We start from the raw sequence: 25,631 nt of genomic DNA on the forward strand, positions 1-25,631 counted from the left end.
AGCCGATCTTGCAAAAACACATTGTGTTAAAAAAGAGCGGGCGGGGCAGTGCTGCCTGCTCCCTTATTTTAAGTGCGATGTTGTACGCACAGCTTGCAGCTCGAAACCGAAGTTTCAACCCGACCCCGCCCGCATTTACGGCTCAAAGCTGTCCGAAATCAATTGTTTCAGACAGCCCGAACACAACTTATTTTTTCTTCAACCCGACCCAGGGGTGGATATCCATGGTATTTACATACCAGCCGTCCCACTTAGTAAGGTCGATCATATTCGGCGAAACATAGTAATAGAAAGGAATAACGGCTTGATCGCGGGTAATTACCATTTCTTCGGCCTCATTTAAAACCGCCATGCGATCGGAACCTGCGGGCATTTTGGAAGCCTTGTCGAGTAAAGCATCGTATTCTTTGTTATTGTAGCGGCCATCGTTGTTTCCTCCGGTCGATAAAAACAGTTCCAAAAAGTTCGACGGATCCTGATAGTCGGCACTCCAACCTGCGCGGCCGATTTCAAAATCGTTTGCCTGCCGCTTATCGATAAAAGTTGCCCATTCCAGGTTTGCAAGCTCAATATTGATACCCAAGTTGGTTTTCCACTGCTGTTGCATAAATTCGGCGATCTTCTTGTGGCCTTCGTTCGTATTGTAAATAACGGTCATCTTCGGGAAGCCTTTTCCGTTGGGATAGCCGGCCTGTGCAAGCAATTTTTTAGCTTCGGCAACATTAAAATCGTTCCCTTTTGCAACCGTGTAACCTTCCATCGGAGGTACAAGAGCCGTTGTGGGAATCTGCCCTGCGCGGGTTACTTTTTCAACCAATTCTTTTCGGTCAAAAGACATGCTTAAAGCTTTGCGTACGCGCACATCACTCAACACCTTATTGTTGATGTTCAAATAGTAGTAATAGGTCGTGGTCATGGGTGCCGGATGATAGTCGTCACGCAATTTGATTTCATCGAGCATTTCGATGGAAATATTGGTTGCCCAATCGATTTCACCGCTTTTGAATTTTTGATAAGCGGTAGTGTCGTTTTCAATCGGCAGTGCCGTAATGCGCGAAATATGTACGTTATCTTTATTCCAGTATTTTTTATTCGGAACGAGGGTAATCTTATCCTGCGGAATCCATTTTTCAAGCACGAAAGGACCGTTGCCTACGAATTTACCGGGTTTAATCCAATCGGCGCCGTTTTTTTGAATGGCGTGCATGGGAAGCGGAGAGAACGAATAGTGAGCCATCATGTCAACCGCATAGGGAACCGGACCCACCAAGGTTACTTCAAAAGTTTTTTCATCAACGGCACGGATTCCGACCGCTTCTTTACCGGCGGTTCCGGCATTGTATTCGGCGGCACCCTTGATAACCATTGCGGGCATATATGCATAGGTCGCCGCGGTTTCGGGAGATAAATAGTAAAGCCATGAATCCACAAAGGTTTGAGCGGTAATTTTGGTACCGTCGCTCCACGTGCAGTCGCGGAGTTTAAAGGTAACAACGTCTTGCGTGTCATTGCGGCTCCAGCTTTCCGCCACACCGGGAACGGGGCGGCTTGTTTTGGGGTCGTAGCATACCAGACCTTCAAACAGCGCCATGTACAGACGATGTTCGGGAACGCCTTCGATTTTGGACGGATCCAAAGACTGGGGTTCGGTACCGTTATTAAAAATAAATTCGGCACCCTTGGCACCGCCGCCGCCTGCACAGCTTGCCGATGCCAAAGTCAGCATAAGCGTGCACAACAGCGCAATAGCGGTGTAAACACTTTTCTTCATAAGTATCCTCCTGAAAAAAACAGTGCCGTTATTTTACCCTACATTTGTTTCTATTTCAAGTAATACGGTAAAATTTAACCGAAAATATTGTAAAAAAAATATCCGCGGTGCATATTGTAATGTCTTTTATTCTCGGCTATACTCATGCTGCGGAGTTTGATTGAAGCGGGCAGACCGTTTTAATTGCACGCTTCAATGCCGAGTTTGCGTCGCAAACTTGTATATTTTTTTATGGGAGTATGTATGGCTGTATCAAAAAGAACATTGGGCGGAATCGTACTGCAGCTTGCGCTTTCGCTTTTTTTAATCGTATCCGGAATCGTAACCCTCCAGCTCGACGGAGGATTTTTCGGCAAAATACAAGCCGGCGTTAACGGTAACGAACTTGCTTCGGCCGTATACGGATTTTTAAAGGGAGATCCTGCGACTATTGTCATAATCGCCTTGGGAATCTGCGAACTGATTGCGGGTATATTTTTGCTTGCGAACTTTTTTGTCGATACCGGAAGAATCACGAATACCTTTGTATTTATCATCATCGTTATGTGGCTTTTGGTTATCGCCCTTGTAGACGTAATGGGACGCGGCGGTCTTTTGCACGGGGCTTTGGCTTCCGTCGGCGCCTTTTTAACGTTCCTGAAAAGCCTTTCGGCGCACTTGCTTGTGTTGGGCGCCCTGTTTACCGTGTGGAAACGCTGAGGCGTTTTCCGTAATTTTAAAATCGGCGGGCTGTCGTAAAAACGATCGGCTTTTGCGGCAGCCGGTTTTTCGGTCCATTAGCTCAGCAGGATAGAGCGGCTGCCTCCTAAGCAGCAGGTCGCACGTTCGACTCGTGTATGGGCCATAAATTGCTTGACAGATTCGTTGTTTGTGCGTTACTTTAAAGTTATGTTTGACGACGATTTTGACGATGACGAAGATTCTTTCGAAGAAGATTTTTACGCCGATATTCCCGACGAAGCCTTTTATTACGAAGAGTCGGCCCATAAATACGGCTTTAAGCTCGGCTACAAAGAAGCTTCCGAAGGCATAGATTCCGAAAGTACGGTTGAAAATTTCAATTATCCCGAAGATGCCGACCCCGACGTTGTGGAAGTTTTTAAAGAAGCGTATTTTGAAGGAGTCGAAAAATTCAACAACGAATTCGATGAAGAAGACGAAGAGGACGAATGGAACTGACCGGTTTTCCCGGGCGATTGTTTTCAGCCGAAATTATAGTAACAGCCCCGGTGCGTAAAGCCCGCAAAACCGTCCGCCTCGGCGTTGAATTGTTCCATATTGTCGCCGTAATGGCACAGGAACATGTTCTTTTTTATGTCTTCCGGCAGCGTTTTTAATTCGCCGTAATACGCGTGGATTCCGCCGGGAAAAAACTGACAATCGTGGAATATCCATTCGATCGACGGGTAACGCTTCAGCATCATGTTGAGCAGTTCAATATCGAAAAGCGTGTCGCCGGGGAACAAAATGCGCTCGTCGACTAAAATCCCGCACGAATAAAAGGCCGTGCGCCAGCTTCCCGTATTGTCGGGAATGTGCTTTGTGCGGTAAATTTTTAAGTCTATGCTTCCGCAGCGGCTTTTGTACAGGGGGCGGGGAGAAGAGGAAATGTGCTCCGGCTTGATCTGCGTAAAATAATCTTCAAAGGTTAAATGGCGGCCGTTTGTAAATTCGCCGTAAGCCATGCCGCCGCGCAGCGATTGTTCCCATAAAATTTTTTTATAAAAATCGGTTATAATAAAGGAAGGCTTTGCATACTTATCGCGGTTCGCACCGTACCTGTTCAACAAGCCGACTTCTTCCAAACCGCCCATATGATCGGCGTGCGAATGGGTAATTAAAAAATTGCGCACGTGTTCAACGCTCGAATTATATGTATGAAACGCGTAAGGGCACATTGTTCCGCAGTCTACCAGCAAGTGATCCTTTCCCTTGATGATGAGTACGTTTGTTTGAAAAAATCTTTTTGAAAAGGCGCTGCCCGTTCCGACAAAAAAGAATTCGAGTTCTCCGTCGTTTTCAAAGCGCACCGTTTTGCCGAGCGGTTTTATTTTCATACCGTTTATTATATCACAATATGCTTTTTTTTTCACTAGCGCAATTTTGAAAAAATTTATTTTTTTAAAATTGCGGGCAGCTCGTACACGTCATGCACGCCGTTTACCAAAATCGCTCCCATCCCCGTTTCAACGGGAACGGCCAAATCGATGTCGTAACGGTCGCCGACGCTGATACACCGGTCCACCGAGGCCTCCGCGCGTTTTGCCGCAAGTTCGAAGCTTTTCTGATCCGGCTTTGAAATGCCGCAGGTATCGAGCCCGATAATGCCGCTGATAAAGGGGTCGGCGCCCAAAACTTCAAGCGTTTTGCGGCCGACCGAAACGGGATTGTTTGTAAGGCACACAAGCTTATACGACGCCGCCAGCACGGCAAGCGTTTCGGCCAATTTTTTATCGGCGCTTAAATAGCGTTCCGGATGAATCAATTCTTTGCGCCACTCGATCGTTTCGCTTATCGGCACACCCAAATCTTTTAACACGTTTCCGAGCGAAGGCCGTTTGCCTCCGTTCAGCTTCGCCCATTCGTCGCGGTAGGAAAATATCATATTGCGCGCTTTTAATCCTTCCAAGCCGCGCGTTTCGGCAAACCGCCGTATTTGACTGTCTATTTGATTTTGTATGTACTCTTCGTTTGTGTACAATGTGCCGTCAATATCAAAGATGATTGCCGCCGGCTTTTCCGGTATTCCGTAAACGGTCACGTGCATCCTCCTTGTTGGCGCGCAAGTGCAGCGCGTAAAAATCGCCGATTGTCGACGTTCCTTAGTCTTCGCTAATCGGAATCGGTTTTTACCAATTTTTCGATAATATTACGGTTGTCCAAAAGATTGCTTAAAGATTGATTGTGATGAAGCCGCGCGATTATGTTCGCAAAAAGGCCGCTGACGTCGGTATTGATATACCATTCGCACTGCAAAAGTTTTTCGTGGTACACCGCGTTCGTTCCGATTATGCGGTAAAACTGACCCTTCGCATAGGCTTCGTCGAACAAATCGATTGCGTTGCCCGTAAAAAAGGGCAAGCTGATCGCCGCAATAACTTTTGTCGCGCCCTGCTCTTTTAAAAATTCCATCGCTTTAAGCAGGGTGCCGCCGGTTCCGAGCATGTCGTCGGCCAAAAAGGCAACCTTTCCGCGCACGTCGCCGAGCAGGTTTATCGATTTTATATTCGTGTCTTTTGCGTTTTGCGTAACAACCGAATAATCGCGTTCTTTGTAAATCATTGCAAGCGGCTTTTTCAAACCGTTCGAATAAAACTTATTGCGGTCAACGGCGCCCGTATCGGGGGCGACAATGACGATATCTTCCGTACCGCCGGTAAGGTCTACAAGCTTTGTAAGCTCGCGGATAATCTGATAGCTTGCGTGCAGGTTTTCCAAATTAATGCGCGAAAACGCGTTTTCGATTTCGCGCGAATGAATGTCGAGCGTAATAATGCGATTTACGCCCATGTTTTCGTAAATGTGGCCGAGAAGACTTGCCGTAAGGCCTTCGCGCCCCTTCTTTTTATGCTGGCGACTGTACGGATACACCGGAAGCACGAGCGTGATTTTTGCGGCTCCGGCCTGCCGTACCGCGTCGACCGTAACCAAAAGCGACATAACGTGGTCGTTTACCGAAAGCGAGCATTCGTTTTTGCCGCCGTTTAATTTTAAAACCTGATGATTTTCCACGTCCTGAAAGATGTACACGTCTTTTCCGCGGATGCAACTTTTTATTTCGGTTTTGAATTCGCCGTTCATAAAATAAGTGAATTCGGCTTCGGTTACGAAATTCGGCGCCCGGTACTTTTCCGCATCGCCGCGCGCGTGTATATCGGCCGTCATTAAATCATTGTAATAATTGATGTCTTTGATAAGAGCGTCTTTGTCGGTTTTATACAGTTTTGAAACCGCTTCGCGCTTTAAATTGAAACGGTGTTTGCAAATATGACGCAAGTGCGCAACTACCGCTTCGGCGAATGCCTGACCGCCGGGGCAGGCGATAACGGCCAGATTTGTCGGTTCACAATAGGGCATGGGATCCTCGTTTTTAATAACCTTGATTGTATTTATAGCACGTTATTGCCATATTTTCAAGTAAGAAAACAGAAATTTGTAAAGTAAGCACACCGGAAAAAGTGTCCGAAAATCAAAGTTTTTAGACAGCCCGGCCTCGGGAAAAACAGTCTTTTCACTGTCCGATTGTCAAACGCTTTCCACTTCTTTTTTAGTGAGGCCGGTCATTTCACAAATTTCGGCAATTCGTACTCTTTTTAAAGAAAAGGTATTTTGCATGAGTGGAGAGCATAAAAAAGAAACCGTGAACGGCTTGTGAGCGGAGCGAATTGCCTGAACGGCTTCTTTTTTATGCTTTATCAATAGCATTCTTTGCAAAACGTTTTTTATCTGTTATACTTTTGTCATGAGAACGCGCGATATATTTTTGAATATTTCTCCGCTGGATCACCGATATTCGCTGTCGGAAGAAAAGCTTTTCGATACGCTGTCTTCGTTTATTTCCGAAGAAGCATCGGTTGTTTCGTGCGCGAAGGCCGAAGCCGCTTTGGTTAAGGCTCACCTTTCTTTGCGTGGTCTTCTTGACGAAAACACGGAGCGCGCACTCGATGAAGCGGCGCACAACATTGATCCGGAACTTGTATACGCCGAAGAAGAAAAAACAAAACACAATATACGCGCGCTCGTGAACGTGTTTAAAAAAACGGTCGGCGAAAATATCGCGCCGTTTGTGCATTTGGGCGCAACCAGCGTTGACATCTTGGACACGGCCCTTGCGATGCGTATGCGCGACTGTACGCAGCAGGCGGTTTTACCCGTTTTGCACGCGCTCGAAAACGAATTGTGCGCGATTGCCGAACGCGACAGCGAAACGGCGCAAATAGGGCGCACGCACGGCCAGCACGCGGTTCCGATAACCTTCGGCTTTGCGATTGCCGAATACGTAAGCCGCTTGGGTAAATCGATTATCGAAATCGACCGGCTTTCGCGCGATTTGCGCGGCAAACTTTCGGGCCCCGTCGGCGCATACAACGGGACATCGCTTTTGGTGGGCGATCCCGAAGAACTCGAACGGCGCTACCTCGATTACGCGGGACTCAAGCCTTCCGAGTATTCGACGCAGCTTGCCGAACCCGAATATCTTTTGCGCCTGCTTTTGGAATACAACGTCGCTTTCGGTATTATTGCAAACCTCGCCGACGATTTGCGCAATTTGCAGCGCAGCGAAATCGGCGAAGTGTTCGAATATTTCGGGGAGAAACAAGTCGGCTCTTCGACGATGCCGCATAAGCGCAACCCGTGGAACAGCGAACACGTAAAATCGTTATGGAAGGCTTTTGCGCCGCGCGTTATCACTTTTTTTATGGACCAGATTTCCGACCATCAGCGGGATTTAACCAATTCGGCAAGCCAGCGTTTTATCGCCGAGTATATAGCCGGTTTTGCCTTTGCCGCTGAACGCATGAGGTCGGTCGTATCGGCGCTGCGCCCCGATACGGAAGGCATGATGCGCAATTTGGCTGCAGCGGGCGGAAAAGTGAAGGGCGGCATTTTTGCGGAGCCGGCCTACCTTTTGCTTGCCGAAAGCGGCGAATCGAACGCGCACGAGATTATCCGCTTAATTACGCTGGAAGCCGAAAAAAGCGGCGCCGCTTTTTTTGAAGTTTTGCAAAAACACGCCGAAGTTTTTAAGCGCATAAGCGGACAGCTGGAAAAACTCGGCGTAAGCGAACCTTCATCGTTTTTTGCGCATCCTGAACGCTATCGCGGGATTGCCGCCGAAAAAGCGCGGCGCCTTGCACAAAAGTACCGCACAAAAACGGAATAGATTCGCATTACGCCTTGCGGCTAGCACTGCGTTGCTGCGACTAACGCCGCAAAACGAATTTTCAAGACTTGCATCGGGCGTACCGGCAATACAGATAAAACCGTTTTTGTACGCCGCTTGCAAGTGTTTGATAGAATAGTGTACTATTTTATATTTTTTATTTTTCCCGCCAAGAATAAGTAATCTTCATACGCTTCTTTTATATGAGGCATATCCAATTTAATAGCGTCGGTCGGAAATTCGGTAAGCGATTGTGAACGCAAAACTTCTCTGCGAAGCGTGTTTACAAATGTTCTGAAGCTTTTATTCGTAATACGGTTATATTCTACCGATTCGAGTTTGCTTTGACGATAAAATTCCTTCAATGTAGGATTTTTTATATCTTCTTTGTCGTCGGCAAAAATCTCATCGTATTTCAAATCGACAATTTTCCCTTTTTCATATATTACTTCGAGCCTCGTGCTTATACCGCAATCATAGGGCTGCGTTATTCCCACATACCTTTTATCGGTCGCTTTTTCTTTAACTTCCTTCGCCATTTCTTTGAGTAAAGGAACAAACCCGTTTCTCGCACTGTTGGATGAACCGAACAGTGTTTTATAATCAAAATCCAATTTTTGATTCTTTAGAACCTGCCATTCCAAATAGCTCATTCCGTTTATAAGCGTAGCCAGAGTATAGTCGGTTCTCGGACTTTTCGCCTGAAAAAAGCCGTAACCGGAGCGGCGCTTCGTTTCTCCCGCCCATTCGGAAGCATAGTACGTAACGGGCGGTCTTTCATTCAGCTCTATGTGTACGATCTCGTTATTATTAACCACAACCTCCGCATATGCTTCATAGCCGCCGTCAAACACTTTTTTGCCGGAATAATAATCGCCTACGATGATTCCCTTGGGAGGTTGAACCGACCAGTACATGGCATTAATTTTTTCCTGACCTTTTTTTGTTTTCTTCTTTGCCAGTTCCATAGCTTCTTTAACTTTAGGGTCGGCTTCCAATTCTTTGGAGGCTCCGTTTTTACCGTCGTATTTTAATGTTTGAGAATGATTTACCATATCGGCAACGGTTCTGGATGCTCCGCTCGATGCGTCATAATCATACACTCTGCCGTTTATGACGATTTCGTTTGAGTTTTTATCAATGTATTTATAATAATTCGGAGTGTAATTTATTTTTTCCCGTTTTTTATTATTACATACATAGTCTTCCAAGTTGATAAGCGTTTTCCATTTATCAACCTGACTCACTGTCGGAGTCGATACAACATCGACTTTCGTTGTCGCTCCGGCTTTAGCGTCTACCTTGGCGGGAGTATCGGCATTGACTTGTAATGGAAACACTCCCAGCAATAAAAAAAAGATAAAAAACTTACTTTGTTTTCTCATAGTTTCTCTCCGCTTGCATTCAATTTTGTCGCATTCTAGCAAAACTTTGCAGCCTTGTCTACTATTTTACCGCTCGACATTTTCAAAGTTATCGACAGTCTTTATTAATTTTTATTTAAAATCCCTTTTGTATCAGTTCGCGGATTTCGGCTTCGGAGGGCATAACCTTAAGTGCGCCGCGTTTTGTCGTAACGAGAGAGGCCGCCGCATTTGCAAAAAGGAGCATGGAGTGCAGGCGTTCCGGTGTAAAATTCGTAAAACCGTGTACCAGAACGTCGTGCAAAATGCATGCGCCGAAGGTGTCGCCGGCTCCCGTCGTGTCGACGGTTTTTACTTTTTCGAACGTAGGTTCTTTTGCGCTTATGCCCAAACCGTCGGTGCAGTGCTCGTCCGCATAAAACAGACCGGCGCCTTTTTTGCCGCAGGTTACGCCGATAAGCGGAATGCGGTAATTCGAGCGCAGCGCGCGCACGCCTTTTTCGATGTCGGTACAGCCGGTTACGAATTCCAATTCTTCTTCGGCGATTTTTAAAATATCGCACTGCGACAAGCCGTATTTTATGCGCTCTTTTGCGTTTTGCAGATTGTCCCACAGCGGCACGCGCAGGTTCGGGTCGAAAGAACACAGGGCGCCGCTTTTTTTTGCGTGCAAAAGCGCATACTCGGTTGCCGAAGCTGCCGGTTCGCTTGTCATGGAAACGGAACCGAAATGAAAGATTTTCGCATTTTGCACAATCCGTATGTCGACTTCCTGTTCGGTAAGCTGCGTGTCGGCTCCCGTTTTTCGATAAAACGAAAAGTCGCGGTCGCCGCCGTGCTTTGTATGCACAAAAGCAAGCGTTGTATTGAATTCGTTGCTTACGATAAGGTTTCCGGTTCCGATTCCCAAATCGTCGAGAACGCTTTTTAAATGCCGGCCGAAAATGTCGTCGCCGACCTTGCCGATAAACGAAACCGGGTGTCCGAGTTTTTTGAGCATTGCAAGGACGTTCGAGGGAGCGCCGCCGGGATTTGCTTCCATAATCCAGTTCCCTTCGGCACTTAAACCGTTTTGCGTAAAATCAATCAGCAGTTCGCCCAGGGCGGCAACATCAAGCGTTTTGTTGTGCATAATTCGAGTGTATGAAAGGCCGCCCTTTGTGTCAAGGTATTTTTGTGCGCGCTTATTCGTGATTTAAAATAAAAAAAGGGCTGTCCTTCGTGAAGTTTTGAATAACTTCCGGGACAACCCTTTATGTCTACATCAAGCGTTTTTTAATACATGCCGTCCATACCGCCCATTCCGCCTGCACCGGGCATCGGAGCCGGCGGGGTCTTTTCGGGAAGTTCGGTAATGGCCGCTTCGGTTGTCAGCAAAAGACCTGCGATGGACGCCGCGTTTTGCAGCGCCGAGCGGGTAACCTTTGCCGGGTCGATAATTCCAGCCGACATCATGTCCTTCCATTCCATCTTTGCGGCATCAAAGCCGATACCTTTTTTCTCGTGCTTTGCACGGTCGGCAATAACCGCACCGTCAACGCCCGCGTTTTCGGCAATTTGGCGCATGGGTTCTTCAAGGGCACGCTTAACGATTTTAAAGCCGACTTTTTCGTCGTCGGTCAATTTGCTCATGTCCGTCTTTTCCAGCGCGATGGCCGATTCAATCAAAACCAAGCCGCCGCCGGGAACGATTCCTTCTTCAAGAGCCGCGCGGGTAGCCGCAAGGGTATCCTCTACGCGGTGCTTTTTTTCTTTCATTTCGGTTTCGGTTACCGCGCCGATATTGATAACGGCAACGCCGCCGGAAAGTTTTGCCAAGCGCTCTTTAAGCTTTTCTTTGTCGTAATCGGATGTGGAAGCGTCGATTTGCGTTTTGATTTGAGAAACGCGTTCTTTAATCGCTTTGCCGCTGCCGGCGCCGTCTACGATAATCGTGTTGTCCTTATCGATTTTAACGGTTTTTGCAGTTCCGAGCATGTTGAGTTCGGTCGTTTCAAGTTTTAAGCCCAACTCTTCGCTGATAACCTGACCGCCGGTAAGAACGGCAATGTCTTCAAGCATGGCTTTGCGACGGTCGCCGAAACCGGGCGCCTTTACCGCGCAGGTTTTTAAAGTGCCGCGCAGACTGTTTACAACCAAGGTTGCCAGTGCTTCGCCGTCCATGTCTTCGGCGATAATGACCAGCGGCTTGCCCGTTTGCGCGATTTTTTCGAGCAGGGGCAATAAGTCCTTCATGCTGGAAATCTTTTTATCGTGAATAAGGATGTACGGATCGGTAAAGACCGTTTCCATGCGGTCGCGGTCGGTTACAAAATACGAAGAAATATAGCCGCGGTCGAACTGCATACCTTCGACAAAATCGGTCGTCGTATCCATCGTTTTGGATTCTTCAACGGTGATAACGCCGTCTTTTCCGACTTTTTGAATCGCGTCGGCAAGAATTTTACCGATTTCGTTATCGTTGTTTGCCGAAACCGTTGCCACGTGTTCGACTTCTTCGGAACCTTTAATTTCTTTTGAAGCTTTTTTGATTTCTTCAACGGCAAGGTTTACCGCCTTGTCGATACCGCGCTTTATTTCGATGGGGGTAATGCCCGCCGCAACGGCTTTAAGGCCTTCGCGAACCATAGAGTAGGCGAGTACGGTTGCGGTCGTCGTTCCGTCTCCGGCAACATCGTTTGTTTTTGACGCAACTTCTTTTACCAGCTGGGCGCCCATATTTTCGTAGGGGTCTTCAAGTTCGATTTCTTTTGCGACCGAAACGCCGTCCTTTGTGATCGTCGGTGCGCCGAATTTTTTATCCAGCATTACCAGGCGGCCTTTCGGACCGAGCGTTACTTTGACGGCGCGGGAAATCTGTTCCACACCGGAAAGCATTTTTTTCCGGGCGTCGTCATTAAACAGCAGTTGTTTAGCCATTTTTGTCATCTCCTTATCTATTTGGCATATCAATAAATTTGTGTTATACTGTTAAGATACTGATTTTTAACTAAAACGGCAAGGGGATTGTATGATAAATGTTACTGACGGCGTTACCGTGTACAGCGACGGAGCTTGTTCCGGGAATCCCGGACCGGGCGGCTGGGGCGCCGTCATTTTATACGGCGGTGCCGAGCGCAGGCTCAGCGGCGGCGAAGCGCTCACGACAAACAATCGCATGGAGCTGTGCGGCGCAATCGGCGCCTTATCCGGAATTCTCGCCGATCCGCAGCTGCGGTCAAAGAAAATAACCTTTTTTATCGACAGTCAATACGTAAAAAACGGCATTTCAAGCTGGATACTCAAATGGAAGGCAAACGGATGGAAAACCTCCGATAAAAAACCGGTAAAAAACAAGGATTTATGGGAAAGGCTCGATGCGTGCGTTTCGCAGCTGGATATAGACTGGCGCTGGGTTAAAGGCCATGCGGGCAGTACGTACAATGAATTGTGCGACCGCCTTGCCGTTGAAGCATCGCGCGCAGCACGTTAAAGCGCGATTACTCTTCGTTCGTTAAAAAGCACTTCATGAGGTTTACAAAAAGATAGATTTTTTTATAAATATTGATGCCCATTTCTTTTATCGACTGATCGGCAAAGTGTATGAGTTCCGGCCAGTTGATAATCAGTTCGGGTTCTTTTTTGTCAATATCTTCAAGAAGATTTTTCGTATTTTTGCCTAAAACGATTAAATTCCGCGTTGCCGAACTGAGCATGTTGTATGCTTTTTCGTTAATGTCTTTGGTAACCGACTTGAGAATATTTTTTGCCTCGATATCCCGTTCGGCGCGTACGAGGTACACCTTTATTTTTGCCCCTAATTCACTGTCGTCGGATAGGGCGGTGTCGAATTCGGTTATCCGATTCGAAACGGCGAGCAACTCGTGGTACGCGTCGGACATCGGGGTCGACAGGGCTGCCGAAACCCACTGACCGCGCACAAGCACCAAATCGCAAAATTCGCGGATATAGCGTTTTACGTAATCGAGCAAAAACGACTTTAAATAACCCAACGGCGCGCAGTATACGTATCCGCTTAAATTGCGCTTTTCAAAACTTTTATTGCCTTCTTCCGAATAGTTTTTCAGCTTGGAAACCGTATCCGAGCCGAAAATGCTGTGCAGGATTTCGTCGATTTTCGAGTTTTTGCGTTCCGTCTGTATACGTTGAAGCGTCGTGTCGACCGTTTTGCGCATTTTATCGAACTGATCGTCTATGATATGTTCCTGATGCACTTCTATAACGGTTTGATAACCCGGATCTTTTGAAATAAGCTGAATAATCATTTCGAATACCGCTTTGTCGCGGTATTTTCGCAATACGTTGAGCAATTTATTCCATGTGTTCGGCACAATGGGCTGTACGTTGCGGTATTCTTTTAAAATCTTAAACACTTCCGACCAGTCTTCATCCAAAGGCAGCGCCCATGCGACCGCCGTGAAATCTTTTAAGTCTTCCAAAATATATTCGGCACGGATCGATTCAAAATGCGGCACATACGAAAAATTCTGTTCCTGCATTCCCGAATCGAATTTTTTCAGCAAAAAGTAATAATCGAAGGTGCAAAAGGCGATAAGTAAAGACATTTTTGTGTACACCATATCGATTTTGGTGATTTTATCCACGTCGAAGCCGTTCATATATGCGGCAAGCTCGCTTTTAACTTGAACCGCCAAATCCTTAATCGGCATGTTTTTTGCGTGCTCAAGGATCGATTCTTCTTCGAGCGATTCGGCAAGCTCTTTTTGAACATCGGACAGATGATAGTCGATAACCATGTATTTAAAGGCGTTGGGGTTCGGCGTGTTTTTGAAAACCGGCTGAGCGGGACCGACTGTTTTGTATACGTCGAAAAAGAACTTTGCCAGCTGCGGAAGCGCTTCTCCCGAGCCGTATTTATAAAATTTGACTTTCGTTTTTGAAAGTTCTTTATTGACACCTTTCAGAAAACGCGCTTTTTGCGATTCTTCGTCGGAAGGTGAAAATAAATTGAGCAAACGCTCTATAAGTCCCGGTTTTTTCGAGATTTGTCTTTTCGCCATAACATAAATATGGACGAAAAGAGGGGATATGTCAAGGTGTAAAAAACGTACATCCCTGTACGTTTTTTACCTCGAGTTTGTCTTCGCCAAACTCGGTTACATAAAGTTTTCCGGCATCCGTGCCGGGATTATGTCGACATGGATGTCGGAAAAGCTTTAAATATGCGAGTTTATGCATAGTATCAATAGAGGAACGGGATGATGCGCTTCGGTTTATATCGGGCTACTTCGTCGGGGAAGGTTTCGGCGTATTTTTTGTAAATCGCGTCGGAGCGCGGTACCAAATTGCATGCAGTCCAAAACACAAATAAAAAGCCCGCCGACGACCACGTTAAAACGGCAAAGCCGAGCCATTCGACCAATTCTCCGAAATAGTTTGCGCTCGTAATATAGCGGTACATTCCGCGGGACGGATAGTAATGCTTGCTGCTCCCGTTTTTTCTCAGCGAGCGGATATAGGAATCTGAGCTTATGTTGATAATCATACCGACGAAAAATAAAACCGCGCCGGCAATAAAACGCGGATCGGAAAGCCAGCCGCGATCGTACATTTCAGCGGGCGAAAAGTAAAAAATCCACAAGCCGATTAAAAACGAGTTTATGCTGTTGAACAGCATTCCCATAAGCACGATTGTAATCGGCATTTTACTTTTGCCTTTAAGCAGCGCCGGAAAAATAAGCGTGCGCTGTATATAGTGAAGGATAAAAAAAGATGCGAGCAGTACGCGCACCGGCTTGTGTTCATAGTCGAGCGTGCACAGCAAATAAAACATAACGATGAGCGTCGGACACTCCATAAGAGTCCATGCGGTTTTATTGTTAAAGCTGAATCCCCATTTTTTATCGATAAGTTTGCCGTATCCTGCGGGAATAAAATACAAGGCAAAAAAGCACATCAATCCCAAAACAAGCATAACGATTTCGGCAGCGCAATATGTTGAATATGACATGGGCACAGTATCTATTTTTTTTCCGTTTTAATCAAGCTTTTTTGTATAAAATTGTACAAAAAGAACGGCTCTTGCCTAAAAATTAAAAATAATTTAAAATAGAAACCGACATGAAAAAGTATTCGCTGTGTGCCGTTTTGTGTTTTTTTGTTTTATGCTTTTCCCCTGCGCAGGCAACCGATCGGGACAATGCCGAAGATTTTCCCGCTGCCGCCGATGCGGAAAATCCGGATTGCATATACGATAAAGCGTTGCTCGGCGATTGCATCATTCATATGAAAAAAATTACGTCCCCATTTAAAGGTTCGGCACCCGCAATAGAAATGCTTTTTTATGCGCCGTTTGTGTGGGAACAGGCCGAGAGTTCAAACGGCTGGGGCAGAGAAGGCAAAACGCTTCGTTATTATGAAGAGGTTGTCCCCGGCACGCCTATAATTTTTTCGATTACGAATAAAATCAACGACGTGTATTATTACAAATGCGAGGGCGTCCATCCGTGCGCGCTGCCGATGTATGAAGAAGGCGAGGGCGCGCAAATGCTCGAGCGCTTTATATTCTTTAAATTTACGGCTTACGCCGATAAGGGCGGCCTTTTTGAAAACCGCCTTGACAATTATCTGTACGCGCTCGATACGCATACCAAGCTGCTGTACTCATACGGCATGCCGACCGACTTTAAAAAAGTCATCGGCAATAATTATATTCCGCTGAGCTGGCAGGCATATGAAACCGCGCCGAACACAAAAGACGCCGGGCTGAAATTTTACGAATACGATCCGGTCGGTTTTGTTTCCCTCGACGATACCTATGAGTTTTTTACGATAAAAACCAATATGCATATTTACGATTGGTGGTACGACGCGATCACCGTCGGCAAAACGATGGAAGAAGTGAAGGTCAAACGGTTTATGCCCGTCGTCAATCCCGACGCCGAAACGGACTGGACAGTCCGCGACGACAAGCGACCCGTCGCATCGCCGTATCGAAGACGATAAGCGGCCGGTATTTTTTGCCTTTGTGCCGGAGCGCGCCTTGGCTTACATCTTTATTTTCAGCGTTCGAAGATAGGCTTTGGTGTCGTCGGGAATCCTTCTGCTTTCCAGCGCTTTTTGAATGCTTTTATTGTGCGTAAACGGTGCCATGGTCCTTTTTTCGATGTACGGGACGGCCGCGTCGTACTGTTTAATCAATGCAAAACTGAAGTACCAGGCGATCATCATGTTGACGTAATATTCTTGCGACTCCACGCTTGAAACGATTTTAAGCATTTCCGGCTTGAACAATTCGTCAAGATAGTTCGAAAGCAAAAGGCCAATCGCATAGCGGACGGTGTACGCGTGCTTTGAGCGGATCCATTCAAGGATTTTTTTATACACGGCATCCGGATGTTTTTTAAAAATCGGCAGGGCGAATGAATCGCAGGTTGCCCAGTTATCGATAAACGGCAAAAACTTTTCAGTTTCCGCAAGAGCGGCATCGATATCTTTTATGTTTTCGATAAAAAAAGCGTGAAGGTTGTTTTCTTCAAAATAGCGGTGCGGAAGATTTTTCATAAAGTCGGCGGCTTGGGCGTTTTCGGTTTTAAAAAAATCTTTTGCGAATTTTTTTAGAACCGGCATGCGTATGCCGATCATCGTATCTTCGTCGACGGTGGGGATAAGTTTTTTGTTAAAATCCTTATACGCTTCATCTTTGAACGAAAAAAGCCGTTCTTGAATCGTCGTTTGATTTTTCATCGTGTTTAACCCTGTACGGTTTTTATGCGGCTGCCGGTTAAGCCTTTTTCTATTTCGAGCCGCGCGCCTATACGCGTTTTTAAACTTGCAACGTGCGACACAAGACCGATGCAGCGGCTGCCGCGAATTTCGTCGAGAACGCTCAAGGCTTTTTCCAAAGCCGTATCGTCAAGCGAGCCGAATCCTTCGTCGATAAAAAGCGAATCGAGCTGCACGCCGCCGTTTTTCGCTTGAACGGTATCGCTTACCGCGAGCGCCAAACTTATGGACGCCATAAACGTTTCGCCGCCGGAAAGGGTGGAGCAGGCTCTCCTTTTTCCCGTATAGCTGTCGTAGATTTCCAAATCCAGCCCGCGGTATCCGCGGCCGCCGTCGGCATCTTTTACGTACATCGTGTACCGGCCGTCGGAAATGCGCTCCAGCCGTTTGGCCGCATACAGGCAAACTTCTTCGAGATACATTTGCAGTATCCACGATTCAAGCTGAATTTTTTTCGGATTTTTACCCGAGACGGCATTGTAGATTTTTTCGTAATCGGCAAGCTCGGCAAAAAGTTCTTTGCGGCGCTTTTCCAAGTGTTCATATTCGCCAGCCTTTGCCTTTGCGTCCGAAAGTTTTGTTCGAATGTCGGCAAGGGCGTTTTCGCTTTCGCCGAGGTCTTTTTCCGTTTCGTTTTTTTGTAGCGAAAGCCGCTCCCGTGCCGCCTGCATTTCTTCGAGGCTGCCGGAAAGCAAAGCTTTTTTTTCGCCGCACAGAATTTCGAGGCGCTGCTTTTCGGTTTTATAGTTTTCGATTTTACGTTCAAGTTCGTTTATATACGCTTTGTTTTGTAAAACCGCACGTATGCGCTCGATCCGTTCCGTTATGTCCCGTGCGGCCGAAACAAAAACGGAATTTTCAACCGCTTCGTACAGGGTCGTGCGGCACGAATCGTTTTCTTTTTCGCTCGAGTTCAGTTCCGACTTGAGCACGGCTTCTTTTCCGGTTAATTCGGCTATGGCTTTTTCCGTCCGCGTCCTTTGTTCGTCGTAGGCGCGTACGGCATTTTCCAAGCGCTCCCGTTCGCCGCGAAGAGACGTCAATATGTTTTGTACGGTTTGCGCCCTTTGCTCCGCCTCGGCGGCAGCCTGCCCGCTTTGCGGAATGTCCGCTGGTATGCGCGATAAAAGATCGGCAAGTTGCCTCTGGCCGTGTTCGAAAGCCGCCTGCGCCGCCGCCTTGTCTTTTTCAAGTTCGCGCAGTTTTTCCTGCGGTATTTTCAGCGCCGCTTCGTATTCGCGGATAAGCGCGCAGGCTTTTTCAAATTCCGTATAGGCTGCCGCCTGTTTTTCGCGTTCCCGGCGCGCGGTTTTTTGCCGTTCGGCCACACTCGCGGTATCGATGTTTTCGGCTTCTTTTTCACACTCGGCGATAAAGTCCTCGGTAAAGCGCGCAAGGTTTTCGCGGCTTTGGGCGATGCGTCCCTGAAGTTCTTTTTTGTCGTCCTGCGCTTTTCTGAGGCTGCGCTCCGCCTGTTCGCATAAGTTTTGCTGCGTACGTATTTTTTCTTCCAAGCCGAGCGTTTGCTTTTCGCTTTCGGCGGGGTGGGGATGGTGCAGCGAGCCGCACACGGGACAGGGTTTTCCTTCTTCAAGATTTTGCGCCAAAAAATATGCGCCCGATGTTTTGCGTATATTTTCCCGTTCTTCCGAAAAACCGTTTAAAATAATGCGTGCGTTTTCGGCCGTTTTTTGCAAATCGGATTCGGTTTTGTGCGCGTCTTTTTCCAGCGCTTTTAAATGCAGATATTCGGTTGCAAACAATTCGCGTTCGGCTGCCTCCCCCGCTTCGCGCAAACTGTCTTCGTTTTGCGCAATCTTTTGCAGCGGTTCGAGCTTTTCGTTTATGCTTTGTATTGCGGCGCTTTCGTTTTGAATGCCGTTTTCAATACCGCAAAGCCGTTGTTCGGCCGTGCGCAATTCTTCGGCCGCACCGAGCGCCAGTTGTGCATTTTGGATAAGCGATGAAAGTTCCGGAATCCGTTCCCGGAACCGCTCGTATTCGTCCCGCCTGCTTTCCGAATCGGTTTTTATGCGCGCGAGATTTTCGAGCTGCGATTGTACATCCGCCGAATCTTTTTGTATGCGGTTCCGTTTTGCCTGCGCCTGCTCGGCCGCGTCCAAAAAAGGTTCGATGCGCACCGCCTCGCGCAGCTGCGACAGATTTTCTTCGTCGGCTTTTTGTTCGTCCGCTTGCGACAGCAGTTTTTCCAATTCTTTTACGGCCGCTTCGTAGTCGCCGTGCAGGCCGATTTTTTCTTCAAGGCCGCGGCTTTCGGTTTGTATGTCAAAAAGCAAAGCGCGCAGCTCTTCGCATTTTTTCGAGGCTTTTTCCGCTTCGTTTTCATATTCCCGAATGCGCTCGCCCGCCTGAGAACCGGGAAAAGCTTGTTCGAGCCGCTGCAAATTGCCCATCACTTCTTCAAGCATGCTCGAAAGGCTGTTCCGTTTTTCTTTCAGACGCTCCGCGGTACGCGTAAAGCGTTCAATCGGAAAAAGTTTTGAAAGAACGATTTTCCGCTCGCTCGATTTTTGCCGCAAGAATTCGGCAAAGTCGCCCTGCGGCAGCAAAATGATACGGGAAAACTCGTCGGCCGACAGCGAAATCAGCGATTGTATGAGAGAATCGGCTTCGCTTTTTTGACGGCTCATAAGCTCGGCTTCGGTTCCGTCGAGCCGGTACAGTTCGACTTCCTCGGCATTCGCGGCGACCGTTCCGTTACGCGTGATCCTGTCTACGGGCAGCGTCCGGCGGACGCGGTAGGTTTTGCCGTTCAGCATAAAATCGAGTTCGACGTAACATTCTTCCTGCGGGCCGCAAAAATCGGAACGCAGGCTCCTTATTTCGTTTTGCCTGCGCGAACCGGGAAGGCTGCCGTATAAAGCGTAGGTGAGGGAATCGAGGACGGTCGTTTTACCCGAACCGGTTTTTCCGCAAATGAGGAACATGTTCCCCAAAAGCGAAAAATCGATCGCATGTTCGCCGGTAAAAGACGCGATGTTTTTTATCGTGAGTTTAAGCGGTTTCATCGCACTTCGCCTCGCCGTCGATTTTTATAAACAAGTCGACCGCGCTTTGCCAGTCGGCGTCCTTGTCTTCCGAGATAAGTCCCGTGTCCGCCAAAAACGCATACAGGATTTCTTTAAGCGGAAGGCCGCTTTCGTTTTCGAGCAGGCGTTTCTTTTTTTCGGCGTTTGCGCTCCGTTCGTTTTGAGCGGCATCAAACGCTTGCTGTTTTACCGAAAGCAAAAACGGAAATTTTTCACGCAAGCGTACAACGGCGTTTTCCGCAATGACAGGATCGGTGTACGTACATTCAACATAGTCGTTTGCGTATTGCGCGTATTCGCCGCTCCGGCACAGCTGTTCAAAGCTTCCCGAAATTTTTACGACTCGACGCAAACTTTTAACCGGCAGCGCCGTTACGGTAAGCGCGCCCCGTGCATCAAGCGCCGGCTGTCCGCTGTGCGCGGCATCCCCGCCGTCGAATTCAACTTTTAAAAAACACTTTTCTTTGCCGGCTTCGTCGAACGAATAAGCGAGCGGAGAACCGGAATAATACAAGCGTTCGCCGATTTTTTGCATTTTGTGGATGTGGCCTGCGGCCGTGTATGCAAAAAAATCGAAGATCGAAGAGTCTATAAGTTCGGCAGTTCCGGCAAAAACGCGTTCAGTTCCCGCATCTCGTACGCCCGTTGTAAACACGTGGCAGGCAAGCAGGGGCGCAAGATTTTTGTAGGCTTCATCGCTTTTTTGCAGTTCTTCGTGGGCGGCTTTGATTTTGCGCACGGCTTCTTTTGCCAAATCCTGCTGGGAACGCAAAACGGTGCCGTCTTCGGATGTTAAAGAACCTGCACGCAAAAAAGGCAGCAAATAGAGCGCCGCCTCGGCTTTACCCGAAGCATTTTTTAAAATAACCGGCTGTGTGCAATTCGCTTCTTCAGTACGAATGTGAATATTTTCGTTGCGTAAAAGTTCCGCGCCGAATCCGAGCCGCGCGGCGGAATCGTGATTGCCCGAAATAATGCATACGGGAAGTTCCGGAAAAAGAGCATGAATTTCGTTTAAAAAATCGCTGAAAAGCTGCACCGCTTCGCTCGGCGGCACGGCGCGGTCGTAAATATCGCCGCTTATAATGAGGGCATCGTAGCGGCACTTTTCCAATTCGGTTTTAAGCGAGGTGAGCATAAATGCCTGATCTTCTATAAGAGAATATTCGTAAAAAATTTTGCCTAAGTGAAAATCGCCCGTATGCAAAATCGTAAGCATGGTTTTTGAGTGTAGCACAAAGGCCGTATTTTTGCTATAGTTTGCGCATGAGTAAGGTGATACGCGCTTCGGTGCTCGGCTGCTGCATGGGCGTGCGCCGCGCGATACGGGCTGCGGAAAACGCTTTGACCGATTATGCCGATTGCGAAGTGTACAGCCTCGGACCGCTTATACATAATAAAACGGCGCTGAAGCCCTTATACGAGCGCGGACTTTTATTGCTCGATTCGGCATCGTTGGAAACGATTTGCGGCGAACCGTCCGATGCCGGACATAAAAAGCGCGTCGCGATTATACGGGCGCACGGGGTGCCGCCGGCTATACGGAAAAAACTGCAAAATGCCGCCATCCGTATAGAAGACGCGACCTGTCCGCGCGTATTGGTAAATCAAAAACGGGTTTCCGATTACGCCGCGCAAAAATACACAATAATCATAGCCGGCGATAAAAGCCACGGCGAAGTCGCCGCGCTTGTCGGAGAAGCCGAGCTGCAGGGCGCCGAATGCGTTATCGTTCAAAACGAAGCCGACGCGAAACTTCTTGCGCAAAGCGAAGGTTTTGCCGATTCCAAAGCGATCCTCATAAGCCAAACGACGGCCGGCCTTGAAGAATACGAAGCGATCCGGCGCATATTGTGCGCGGCGAACCCTTCGATAAAAGTGTTCGATACGATATGTCCGGCGACAAAAGAACGGCAGGACGCGCTCAAAGAATTGTGCGATAAAGTTGACGGCGTTATCGTCGTCGGCGGGAAAAATTCGGCAAATACCAAGCGCTTGTTCCAAACCGCACAAGAACTGTGTCCTCATGCCGCGCACATAGAAACCCCCGACGAAATTCCGGCCGAATTTTTCCGCATGAAAGTTGTGGGCATAACCGCCGGTGCTTCGACACCCGACGACGTAATCAGCGGAGTGGAAAACCGTTTAACAAAAAACTGCGTGATGAAAAAGGGCGGCGAATGAATCCCGCGATAAATCCGTATGCGTCGATTTCGATCGTTTCTCCTTCGGAAGCGGGGCCGGGCGGCATAGCCGAAGGAAGCAGCGTTTTTGTGCGCGTGCTTGCCGCCGAGGACGGCGGGCGTTATACCGTTTCCTTTGCCGGCAGGCGCTTCAGCGTACTGTCGCGCCAAGCGCTCGGCATAGGCAGCGCGTTCCGCGCCGACGTTAAGGTCGAAAAGGGGCAAGTGCTGCTGGTGCCCCGCCGACTTTCGCCGTTTTCGGCCGCATTCCCGGAAGGCGGTTCAGCCGGCGAAGGCGGTACGGGCGTTCGCCGCTTTTCCTCGCTGCACGAAGTCGGCGGCGAAAAACTTTCCGCTTTTTTGGAGCAGCTCGGCCTTCCGTTCGATGACGTTTCGTTCCGCTCGGTGCAGTTTTTTCAGGAAAACGGCATTCGTTTTGACGGCCGCCTCGCTTTAAAGGCGCGCGCGATCGCCAAGCGTTTTAAAGGCCGCGAAGAAGATGCCGCCGAAATTGCGCTGTTTTTGCTGCAAAAAGGACTGGAAGCCGACGAGAACATGGTTTTATATCTTTTAGATATATTGAACGGAAAGCAAAATTCAAACGAAAATTCTTCCGGCAGTTTTTCCGCGCTCGCGCAAAACGAAGGCGGGAGCGCGGGCAATTTTTTGCCTTTTGTATACGAAAATGCTTCGAAACTCTTATCTTTACCTTTCGGTTTGCTGTCGTTTTTAAATCATTATAAAAGCGAAGATAAGCATTGGCTTGTTTTGCCCTTCGAATATTGTATAAATAGTACATGTTTTAATGGAGTTATTAGACTTTCTCTAAATCTTGAAGAAAAAAAAACGGAAAAAATGCTGATTTCGGCTTTTTCTTCTGTAAGAAATTATTATTTCGTGATATCATTTAAAGGAAAGACAAATACGGATAACAAAATACGTTTAATAATCGATTATTGCATAACGCCTGCCGCATCGAACTTTGAAGCGATGAAGTTCGGCGGCTTGTTGGAAACGTCGATGGCCGGCATAGCCGATCTTGCGGTGCATTACCGCGAAGACATGTGCCGCTTCGGGTGTTTTACGGGAGCACCGGATCTTTCTTTTGCAGAGGCGCGCGCATGAACAAACAAAACGCCGATAAAAAAACGGCCGTCGCTTTGCGTTATCCTGAAGGTTTTCCCGCCCCCTTTATTGCGTGCAAGGGAACGGGAAGACTTGCCGAAGTTATGACGGATTTGGCTTCCGAATTGAGTATTCCGATCGTTTCGGAACCGGAAACGGCGCACATACTTTCAATGCAGGAAGTCGGCAGTTGTATACCGCCGGAAACATACCGAGTCCTCGCTGCGGTGTTTTGTTTTTTAAAAGAGAATGAAACCTATGGAAACAATTAGAAGCGAAGATGTGAAAGAAGGGATGCGTTTTTCCGCGCCGGTCTTTTTTGACGACGGCAAAAATATGTTTTTGGCCGAAAAAAAGCCCGTAACGCCCTTTCACGTAAGCGTCCTTTCGCGCTGGTCGATTCCGTTTGTCGTAACATACGGTAAACTGCTCGGTCCGGATCCGGTTGTCGAAGCCGAAGCCGAAGAATTGGAAGAGCTGGAAGAACTTGAGCAGGATACTTTTTCGTTTTTAAATATCGTGCGTAAAAAGCTTACCGATGTTTCCTTGTGGAAATTCTATTCCAAAGCCGTAAAAAACATGCAAAAGTTTTTTGCCGATTATAAAGAAAACAAACCGGCCGACAAAACATTAATAGACGACAGTATCAAACTGCTGTATAAATTGGTAACCGACGACAAAAACTTTGCGCTTACCTGCGTGTTTTGCAAGTTCGAAAAAACTCCTTTTTATCCGCTTGCGGCAGTCGATACGGCGGTTCTTTGTGCCGTACTTGCACGGGAAACGGATCTTCCGCAGCGTGCGCTTATTCACTGTATATCGGCCGCTTTTTTGCACAGTTTGGAAATGTCCGATTACGCCGCCTTGCTCGTAAAAGCGCCGGCTTCCGTGCAAAAAATTGCCGTGCTCAATATAAACAAAAACGAACTTTTGCGCGAATGCCTGCAAAAAACGGTAAACTTTGCCGCAGGCACGCTTATGTATCCGCGCGAAGTTATTTCCGCGTTTTCGCAGCGGTACGAACGATGGGACGGAACCGGTTCGCCCGAAGGGCGCAAAGCTCAGGAAATCGATCAGGGAGCCAGAGTGCTTGCCGTTTGCTGCGATTTTTATTCGATGATTACCCCGGAACCTGCGGGGCAGGGCATACTTGCTTACGATGCGGTCAAAAAACTGCTCGACGAAAAAGATAAAAAATTCGATTCGGGCGTTTTAAAAGCCTTTGTGCGCGCGGTCGGATTGTATCCGCCGGGGACATTCGTACTGCTGAACGATTCTTCGATAGCGCAGGTTGTGTCGAACAATCCCGATGCGCCCTTTGTTCCGTCGGTGCAGATCATCAAATCATCTTCGGCCGGTGACGATAAAACGGGTAAACTTATAGATTTGAACGGCGAAAAATCGATACTTATTGTGCGCGCGATAAATCCCGAAGAAGATAAAAACAGTGTCAACCGATAATATTCAAAAAGGAAAAGAAGGAGAAAAAAAGGCGGAGAATTACTTAAAAGAACAGGGATACGTTATTGTATGCCGCAATTGGCGCGCACGCCGGGGCGAAATCGATCTTATCGCCGAAAAAGACGAAACTTTGGTTTTTGCCGAAGTAAAAACCTTGCCCGCTTCGACACTCGAAACGGTGGAACACGTGCTCGGCGGTATAAAGCAAAAAAAAATTATCGAAACGGCTAAACGTTTTTTGCTGGAGAATCGACAATATAGTAACAGCTATATCAGATTTGATGTGCTCATTGTTGATGTGCCTTTCTATCCTCCGGTATATCATATAAAAAATGCCTTTTCGGAGTTTGTATGACTGTTTCTGCAAAAAAAATATCGGCCGAGAATGTTCCTCCGAGGATATTGGAAATTCGCCGAAAAATCAAAGACAATTCGTACGTCGATAATGCGGTGCAGCGTATAGCCTTGATTTTAAGCCGCGAAATTGCCGGGAAATCCTGCCGTCTGAGAGAAGTAATGATATGAATGATGTAAAAGACGAAAAACAACATAAAAACGAAAGACGCCGGCGGAATAATCGCCGCCGAAAAGACGCGCCGAGAAAATCGGGCGGACAATATACCGAACGCCCGAGCGAACGGATCAAATTGTACGAAGGCGAACCGGTCGAATGTTCCTTTTGCGGCAAACCGGTAACCGATGTCGCTTCGGCTTTGGCCGATAGGACGACCGACAAGCCCGTCCATTTCGACTGCGTACTCGATTATCTTGCCGAACACGAAACGCTGAGTGCCGGCCAAAGCATTTCGTATATCGGGCAGGGTCGCTTTGCCGTCATATCTTCCAAGGTGCCGGCATCCGTACAGGGCACATCCGCCGTAGGCGTAGCAGCCGCAGGCGCCGCAGCCGCAGGCGTAGCAGCCGCAGGCTTGCCTTCTCCGCGTTTTGTTATCGAACGCGTTATAGAATGGGAGCCGCGCGATAAAAAATACGAATGGCGGGCGAACATCGCCGATGCGTACAGCAAAATTAAATAGAAATATATAG

The 25,631-nt window shown here is 47.8% G+C and carries 24 protein-coding genes and 1 tRNA gene; 13 read left to right on the forward strand and 12 right to left on the reverse strand.

What is annotated here, in order from left to right; all coding sequences use genetic code 11:
* Positions 1-187: 187 nt before the first annotated feature.
* Positions 188-1,771, reverse strand: coding sequence for a peptide ABC transporter substrate-binding protein (locus HMPREF9194_RS03010; RefSeq protein WP_016524896.1), 1,584 nt, complete (start codon positions 1,769-1,771; stop codon positions 188-190).
* Positions 1,772-2,014: 243 nt separating this feature from the next.
* Between HMPREF9194_RS03010 and HMPREF9194_RS03015 the strand changes: the two genes are divergently transcribed.
* The 3 genes from HMPREF9194_RS03015 to HMPREF9194_RS03025 all read left to right on the forward strand — a co-directional run bounded on the left by HMPREF9194_RS03015 (position 2,015) and on the right by HMPREF9194_RS03025 (position 2,950).
* The gene (locus tag HMPREF9194_RS03015) at positions 2,015-2,470 is read left to right on the forward strand and encodes a hypothetical protein (RefSeq protein WP_016524897.1); all 456 of its coding nucleotides are present in this window, start codon (positions 2,015-2,017) and stop codon (positions 2,468-2,470) included.
* A gap of 71 nt (positions 2,471-2,541) precedes the next feature.
* Positions 2,542-2,615 (forward strand) — tRNA-Arg (locus tag HMPREF9194_RS03020).
* Positions 2,616-2,659: 44 nt separating this feature from the next.
* Positions 2,660-2,950, forward strand: coding sequence for a hypothetical protein (locus HMPREF9194_RS03025; protein ID WP_016524898.1), 291 nt, complete (start codon positions 2,660-2,662; stop codon positions 2,948-2,950).
* A 23-nt stretch (positions 2,951-2,973) separates the two neighbouring features.
* Here HMPREF9194_RS03025 and HMPREF9194_RS03030 read toward each other — a convergent pair whose 3' ends face one another.
* The 3 genes from HMPREF9194_RS03030 to prs form a co-directional block, all read right to left on the reverse strand.
* Complete coding sequence (locus HMPREF9194_RS03030) at positions 2,974-3,828, reverse strand: MBL fold metallo-hydrolase (protein ID WP_016524899.1); 855 nt, start codon at positions 3,826-3,828, stop codon at positions 2,974-2,976.
* A gap of 56 nt (positions 3,829-3,884) precedes the next feature.
* Positions 3,885-4,532 carry an HAD family hydrolase gene (locus tag HMPREF9194_RS03035; RefSeq protein ID WP_016524900.1) on the reverse strand — a complete coding sequence of 216 codons (648 nt, stop codon included), beginning with the start codon at positions 4,530-4,532 and terminating at the stop codon, positions 3,885-3,887.
* Positions 4,533-4,603: 71 nt separating this feature from the next.
* Positions 4,604-5,848, reverse strand: coding sequence for a ribose-phosphate diphosphokinase (gene prs / locus HMPREF9194_RS03040; protein ID WP_016524901.1), 1,245 nt, complete (start codon positions 5,846-5,848; stop codon positions 4,604-4,606).
* Positions 5,849-6,233: 385 nt separating this feature from the next.
* On the opposite strand from prs, the gene HMPREF9194_RS03045 reads away from it, so the two are divergent.
* On the forward strand, positions 6,234-7,655 hold the full coding sequence (locus HMPREF9194_RS03045) for a lyase family protein (protein ID WP_016524902.1): 1,422 nt from the start codon (positions 6,234-6,236) through the stop codon (positions 7,653-7,655).
* A gap of 143 nt (positions 7,656-7,798) precedes the next feature.
* Here the strand turns inward: HMPREF9194_RS03045 and HMPREF9194_RS03050 are convergent, their stop codons facing one another.
* The 3 genes from HMPREF9194_RS03050 to groL form a co-directional block, all read right to left on the reverse strand.
* Positions 7,799-9,040: a hypothetical protein gene (locus HMPREF9194_RS03050; RefSeq protein WP_016524903.1), complete on the reverse strand. Its 1,242-nt coding sequence runs from the start codon at positions 9,038-9,040 to the stop codon at positions 7,799-7,801.
* Between the two features lie 115 nt (positions 9,041-9,155).
* Entirely contained in the window at positions 9,156-10,151 is a 996-nt protein-coding gene (locus HMPREF9194_RS03055) for a carbohydrate kinase family protein (RefSeq protein WP_016524904.1), read from the reverse strand.
* A 143-nt stretch (positions 10,152-10,294) separates the two neighbouring features.
* Positions 10,295-11,938, reverse strand: a complete 1,644-nt coding sequence (gene groL / locus HMPREF9194_RS03060; protein ID WP_016524905.1) for a chaperonin GroEL — start codon at positions 11,936-11,938, stop codon at positions 10,295-10,297.
* Positions 11,939-12,029: 91 nt separating this feature from the next.
* Between groL and rnhA the strand changes: the two genes are divergently transcribed.
* A complete protein-coding gene (gene rnhA, locus HMPREF9194_RS03065; RefSeq protein ID WP_016524906.1) occupies positions 12,030-12,491 on the forward strand; it encodes a ribonuclease HI in 462 nt (153 codons plus the stop codon).
* Positions 12,492-12,498: 7 nt separating this feature from the next.
* Here rnhA and HMPREF9194_RS03070 read toward each other — a convergent pair whose 3' ends face one another.
* Both HMPREF9194_RS03070 and HMPREF9194_RS03075 read right to left on the reverse strand, forming a co-directional pair.
* Entirely contained in the window at positions 12,499-14,040 is a 1,542-nt protein-coding gene (locus tag HMPREF9194_RS03070; protein ID WP_016524907.1) for a DUF5312 family protein, read from the reverse strand.
* 182 nt (positions 14,041-14,222) lie between these two features.
* A complete protein-coding gene (locus HMPREF9194_RS03075) occupies positions 14,223-14,990 on the reverse strand; it encodes a DUF1295 domain-containing protein (RefSeq protein ID WP_016524908.1) in 768 nt (255 codons plus the stop codon).
* 110 nt (positions 14,991-15,100) lie between these two features.
* On the opposite strand from HMPREF9194_RS03075, the gene HMPREF9194_RS03080 reads away from it, so the two are divergent.
* Positions 15,101-15,985, forward strand: coding sequence for a hypothetical protein (locus tag HMPREF9194_RS03080; protein ID WP_016524909.1), 885 nt, complete (start codon positions 15,101-15,103; stop codon positions 15,983-15,985).
* A gap of 42 nt (positions 15,986-16,027) precedes the next feature.
* On the opposite strand, the gene HMPREF9194_RS03085 is transcribed toward HMPREF9194_RS03080, so the two are convergent.
* The 3 genes from HMPREF9194_RS03085 to HMPREF9194_RS03095 are packed head-to-tail and all read right to left on the reverse strand — an operon-like array spanning position 16,028 to position 21,034.
* Positions 16,028-16,726: a DNA alkylation repair protein gene (locus tag HMPREF9194_RS03085; protein ID WP_016524910.1), complete on the reverse strand. Its 699-nt coding sequence runs from the start codon at positions 16,724-16,726 to the stop codon at positions 16,028-16,030.
* Positions 16,727-16,731: 5 nt separating this feature from the next.
* Positions 16,732-19,794, reverse strand: coding sequence for an AAA family ATPase (locus HMPREF9194_RS03090; RefSeq protein ID WP_016524911.1), 3,063 nt, complete (start codon positions 19,792-19,794; stop codon positions 16,732-16,734).
* Complete coding sequence (locus tag HMPREF9194_RS03095) at positions 19,781-21,034, reverse strand: exonuclease SbcCD subunit D (RefSeq protein ID WP_016524912.1); 1,254 nt, start codon at positions 21,032-21,034, stop codon at positions 19,781-19,783. The genes HMPREF9194_RS03090 and HMPREF9194_RS03095 overlap by 14 nt, the downstream gene beginning before the upstream one ends.
* A gap of 47 nt (positions 21,035-21,081) precedes the next feature.
* On the opposite strand from HMPREF9194_RS03095, the gene ispH reads away from it, so the two are divergent.
* The 7 genes from ispH to HMPREF9194_RS03125 are packed head-to-tail and all read left to right on the forward strand — an operon-like array spanning position 21,082 to position 25,621.
* Positions 21,082-21,999, forward strand: a complete 918-nt coding sequence (ispH, locus tag HMPREF9194_RS03100) for a 4-hydroxy-3-methylbut-2-enyl diphosphate reductase (protein ID WP_016524913.1) — start codon at positions 21,082-21,084, stop codon at positions 21,997-21,999.
* On the forward strand, positions 21,996-23,123 hold the full coding sequence (locus HMPREF9194_RS03105; protein ID WP_016524914.1) for a hypothetical protein: 1,128 nt from the start codon (positions 21,996-21,998) through the stop codon (positions 23,121-23,123). The genes ispH and HMPREF9194_RS03105 overlap by 4 nt, the downstream gene beginning before the upstream one ends.
* The gene (locus tag HMPREF9194_RS03110) at positions 23,120-23,395 is read left to right on the forward strand and encodes an EscU/YscU/HrcU family type III secretion system export apparatus switch protein (RefSeq protein ID WP_016524915.1); all 276 of its coding nucleotides are present in this window, start codon (positions 23,120-23,122) and stop codon (positions 23,393-23,395) included. Before HMPREF9194_RS03105 ends, HMPREF9194_RS03110 begins: the two co-directional genes overlap by 4 nt.
* On the forward strand, positions 23,382-24,584 hold the full coding sequence (locus HMPREF9194_RS03115) for an HD-GYP domain-containing protein (protein WP_016524916.1): 1,203 nt from the start codon (positions 23,382-23,384) through the stop codon (positions 24,582-24,584). Before HMPREF9194_RS03110 ends, HMPREF9194_RS03115 begins: the two co-directional genes overlap by 14 nt.
* Positions 24,571-24,939 carry a YraN family protein gene (locus tag HMPREF9194_RS03120; RefSeq protein WP_016524917.1) on the forward strand — a complete coding sequence of 123 codons (369 nt, stop codon included), beginning with the start codon at positions 24,571-24,573 and terminating at the stop codon, positions 24,937-24,939. Before HMPREF9194_RS03115 ends, HMPREF9194_RS03120 begins: the two co-directional genes overlap by 14 nt.
* A complete protein-coding gene (locus HMPREF9194_RS12255) occupies positions 24,936-25,109 on the forward strand; it encodes a hypothetical protein (protein ID WP_016524918.1) in 174 nt (57 codons plus the stop codon). The genes HMPREF9194_RS03120 and HMPREF9194_RS12255 overlap by 4 nt, the downstream gene beginning before the upstream one ends.
* A complete protein-coding gene (locus HMPREF9194_RS03125; RefSeq protein ID WP_016524919.1) occupies positions 25,106-25,621 on the forward strand; it encodes a hypothetical protein in 516 nt (171 codons plus the stop codon). The genes HMPREF9194_RS12255 and HMPREF9194_RS03125 overlap by 4 nt, the downstream gene beginning before the upstream one ends.
* Positions 25,622-25,631 lie beyond the last annotated feature (10 nt).

This window comes from Treponema maltophilum ATCC 51939 (assembly GCF_000413055.1).
Classification (GTDB): Bacteria; Spirochaetota; Spirochaetia; order Treponematales; family Treponemataceae; genus Treponema_C; species Treponema_C maltophilum.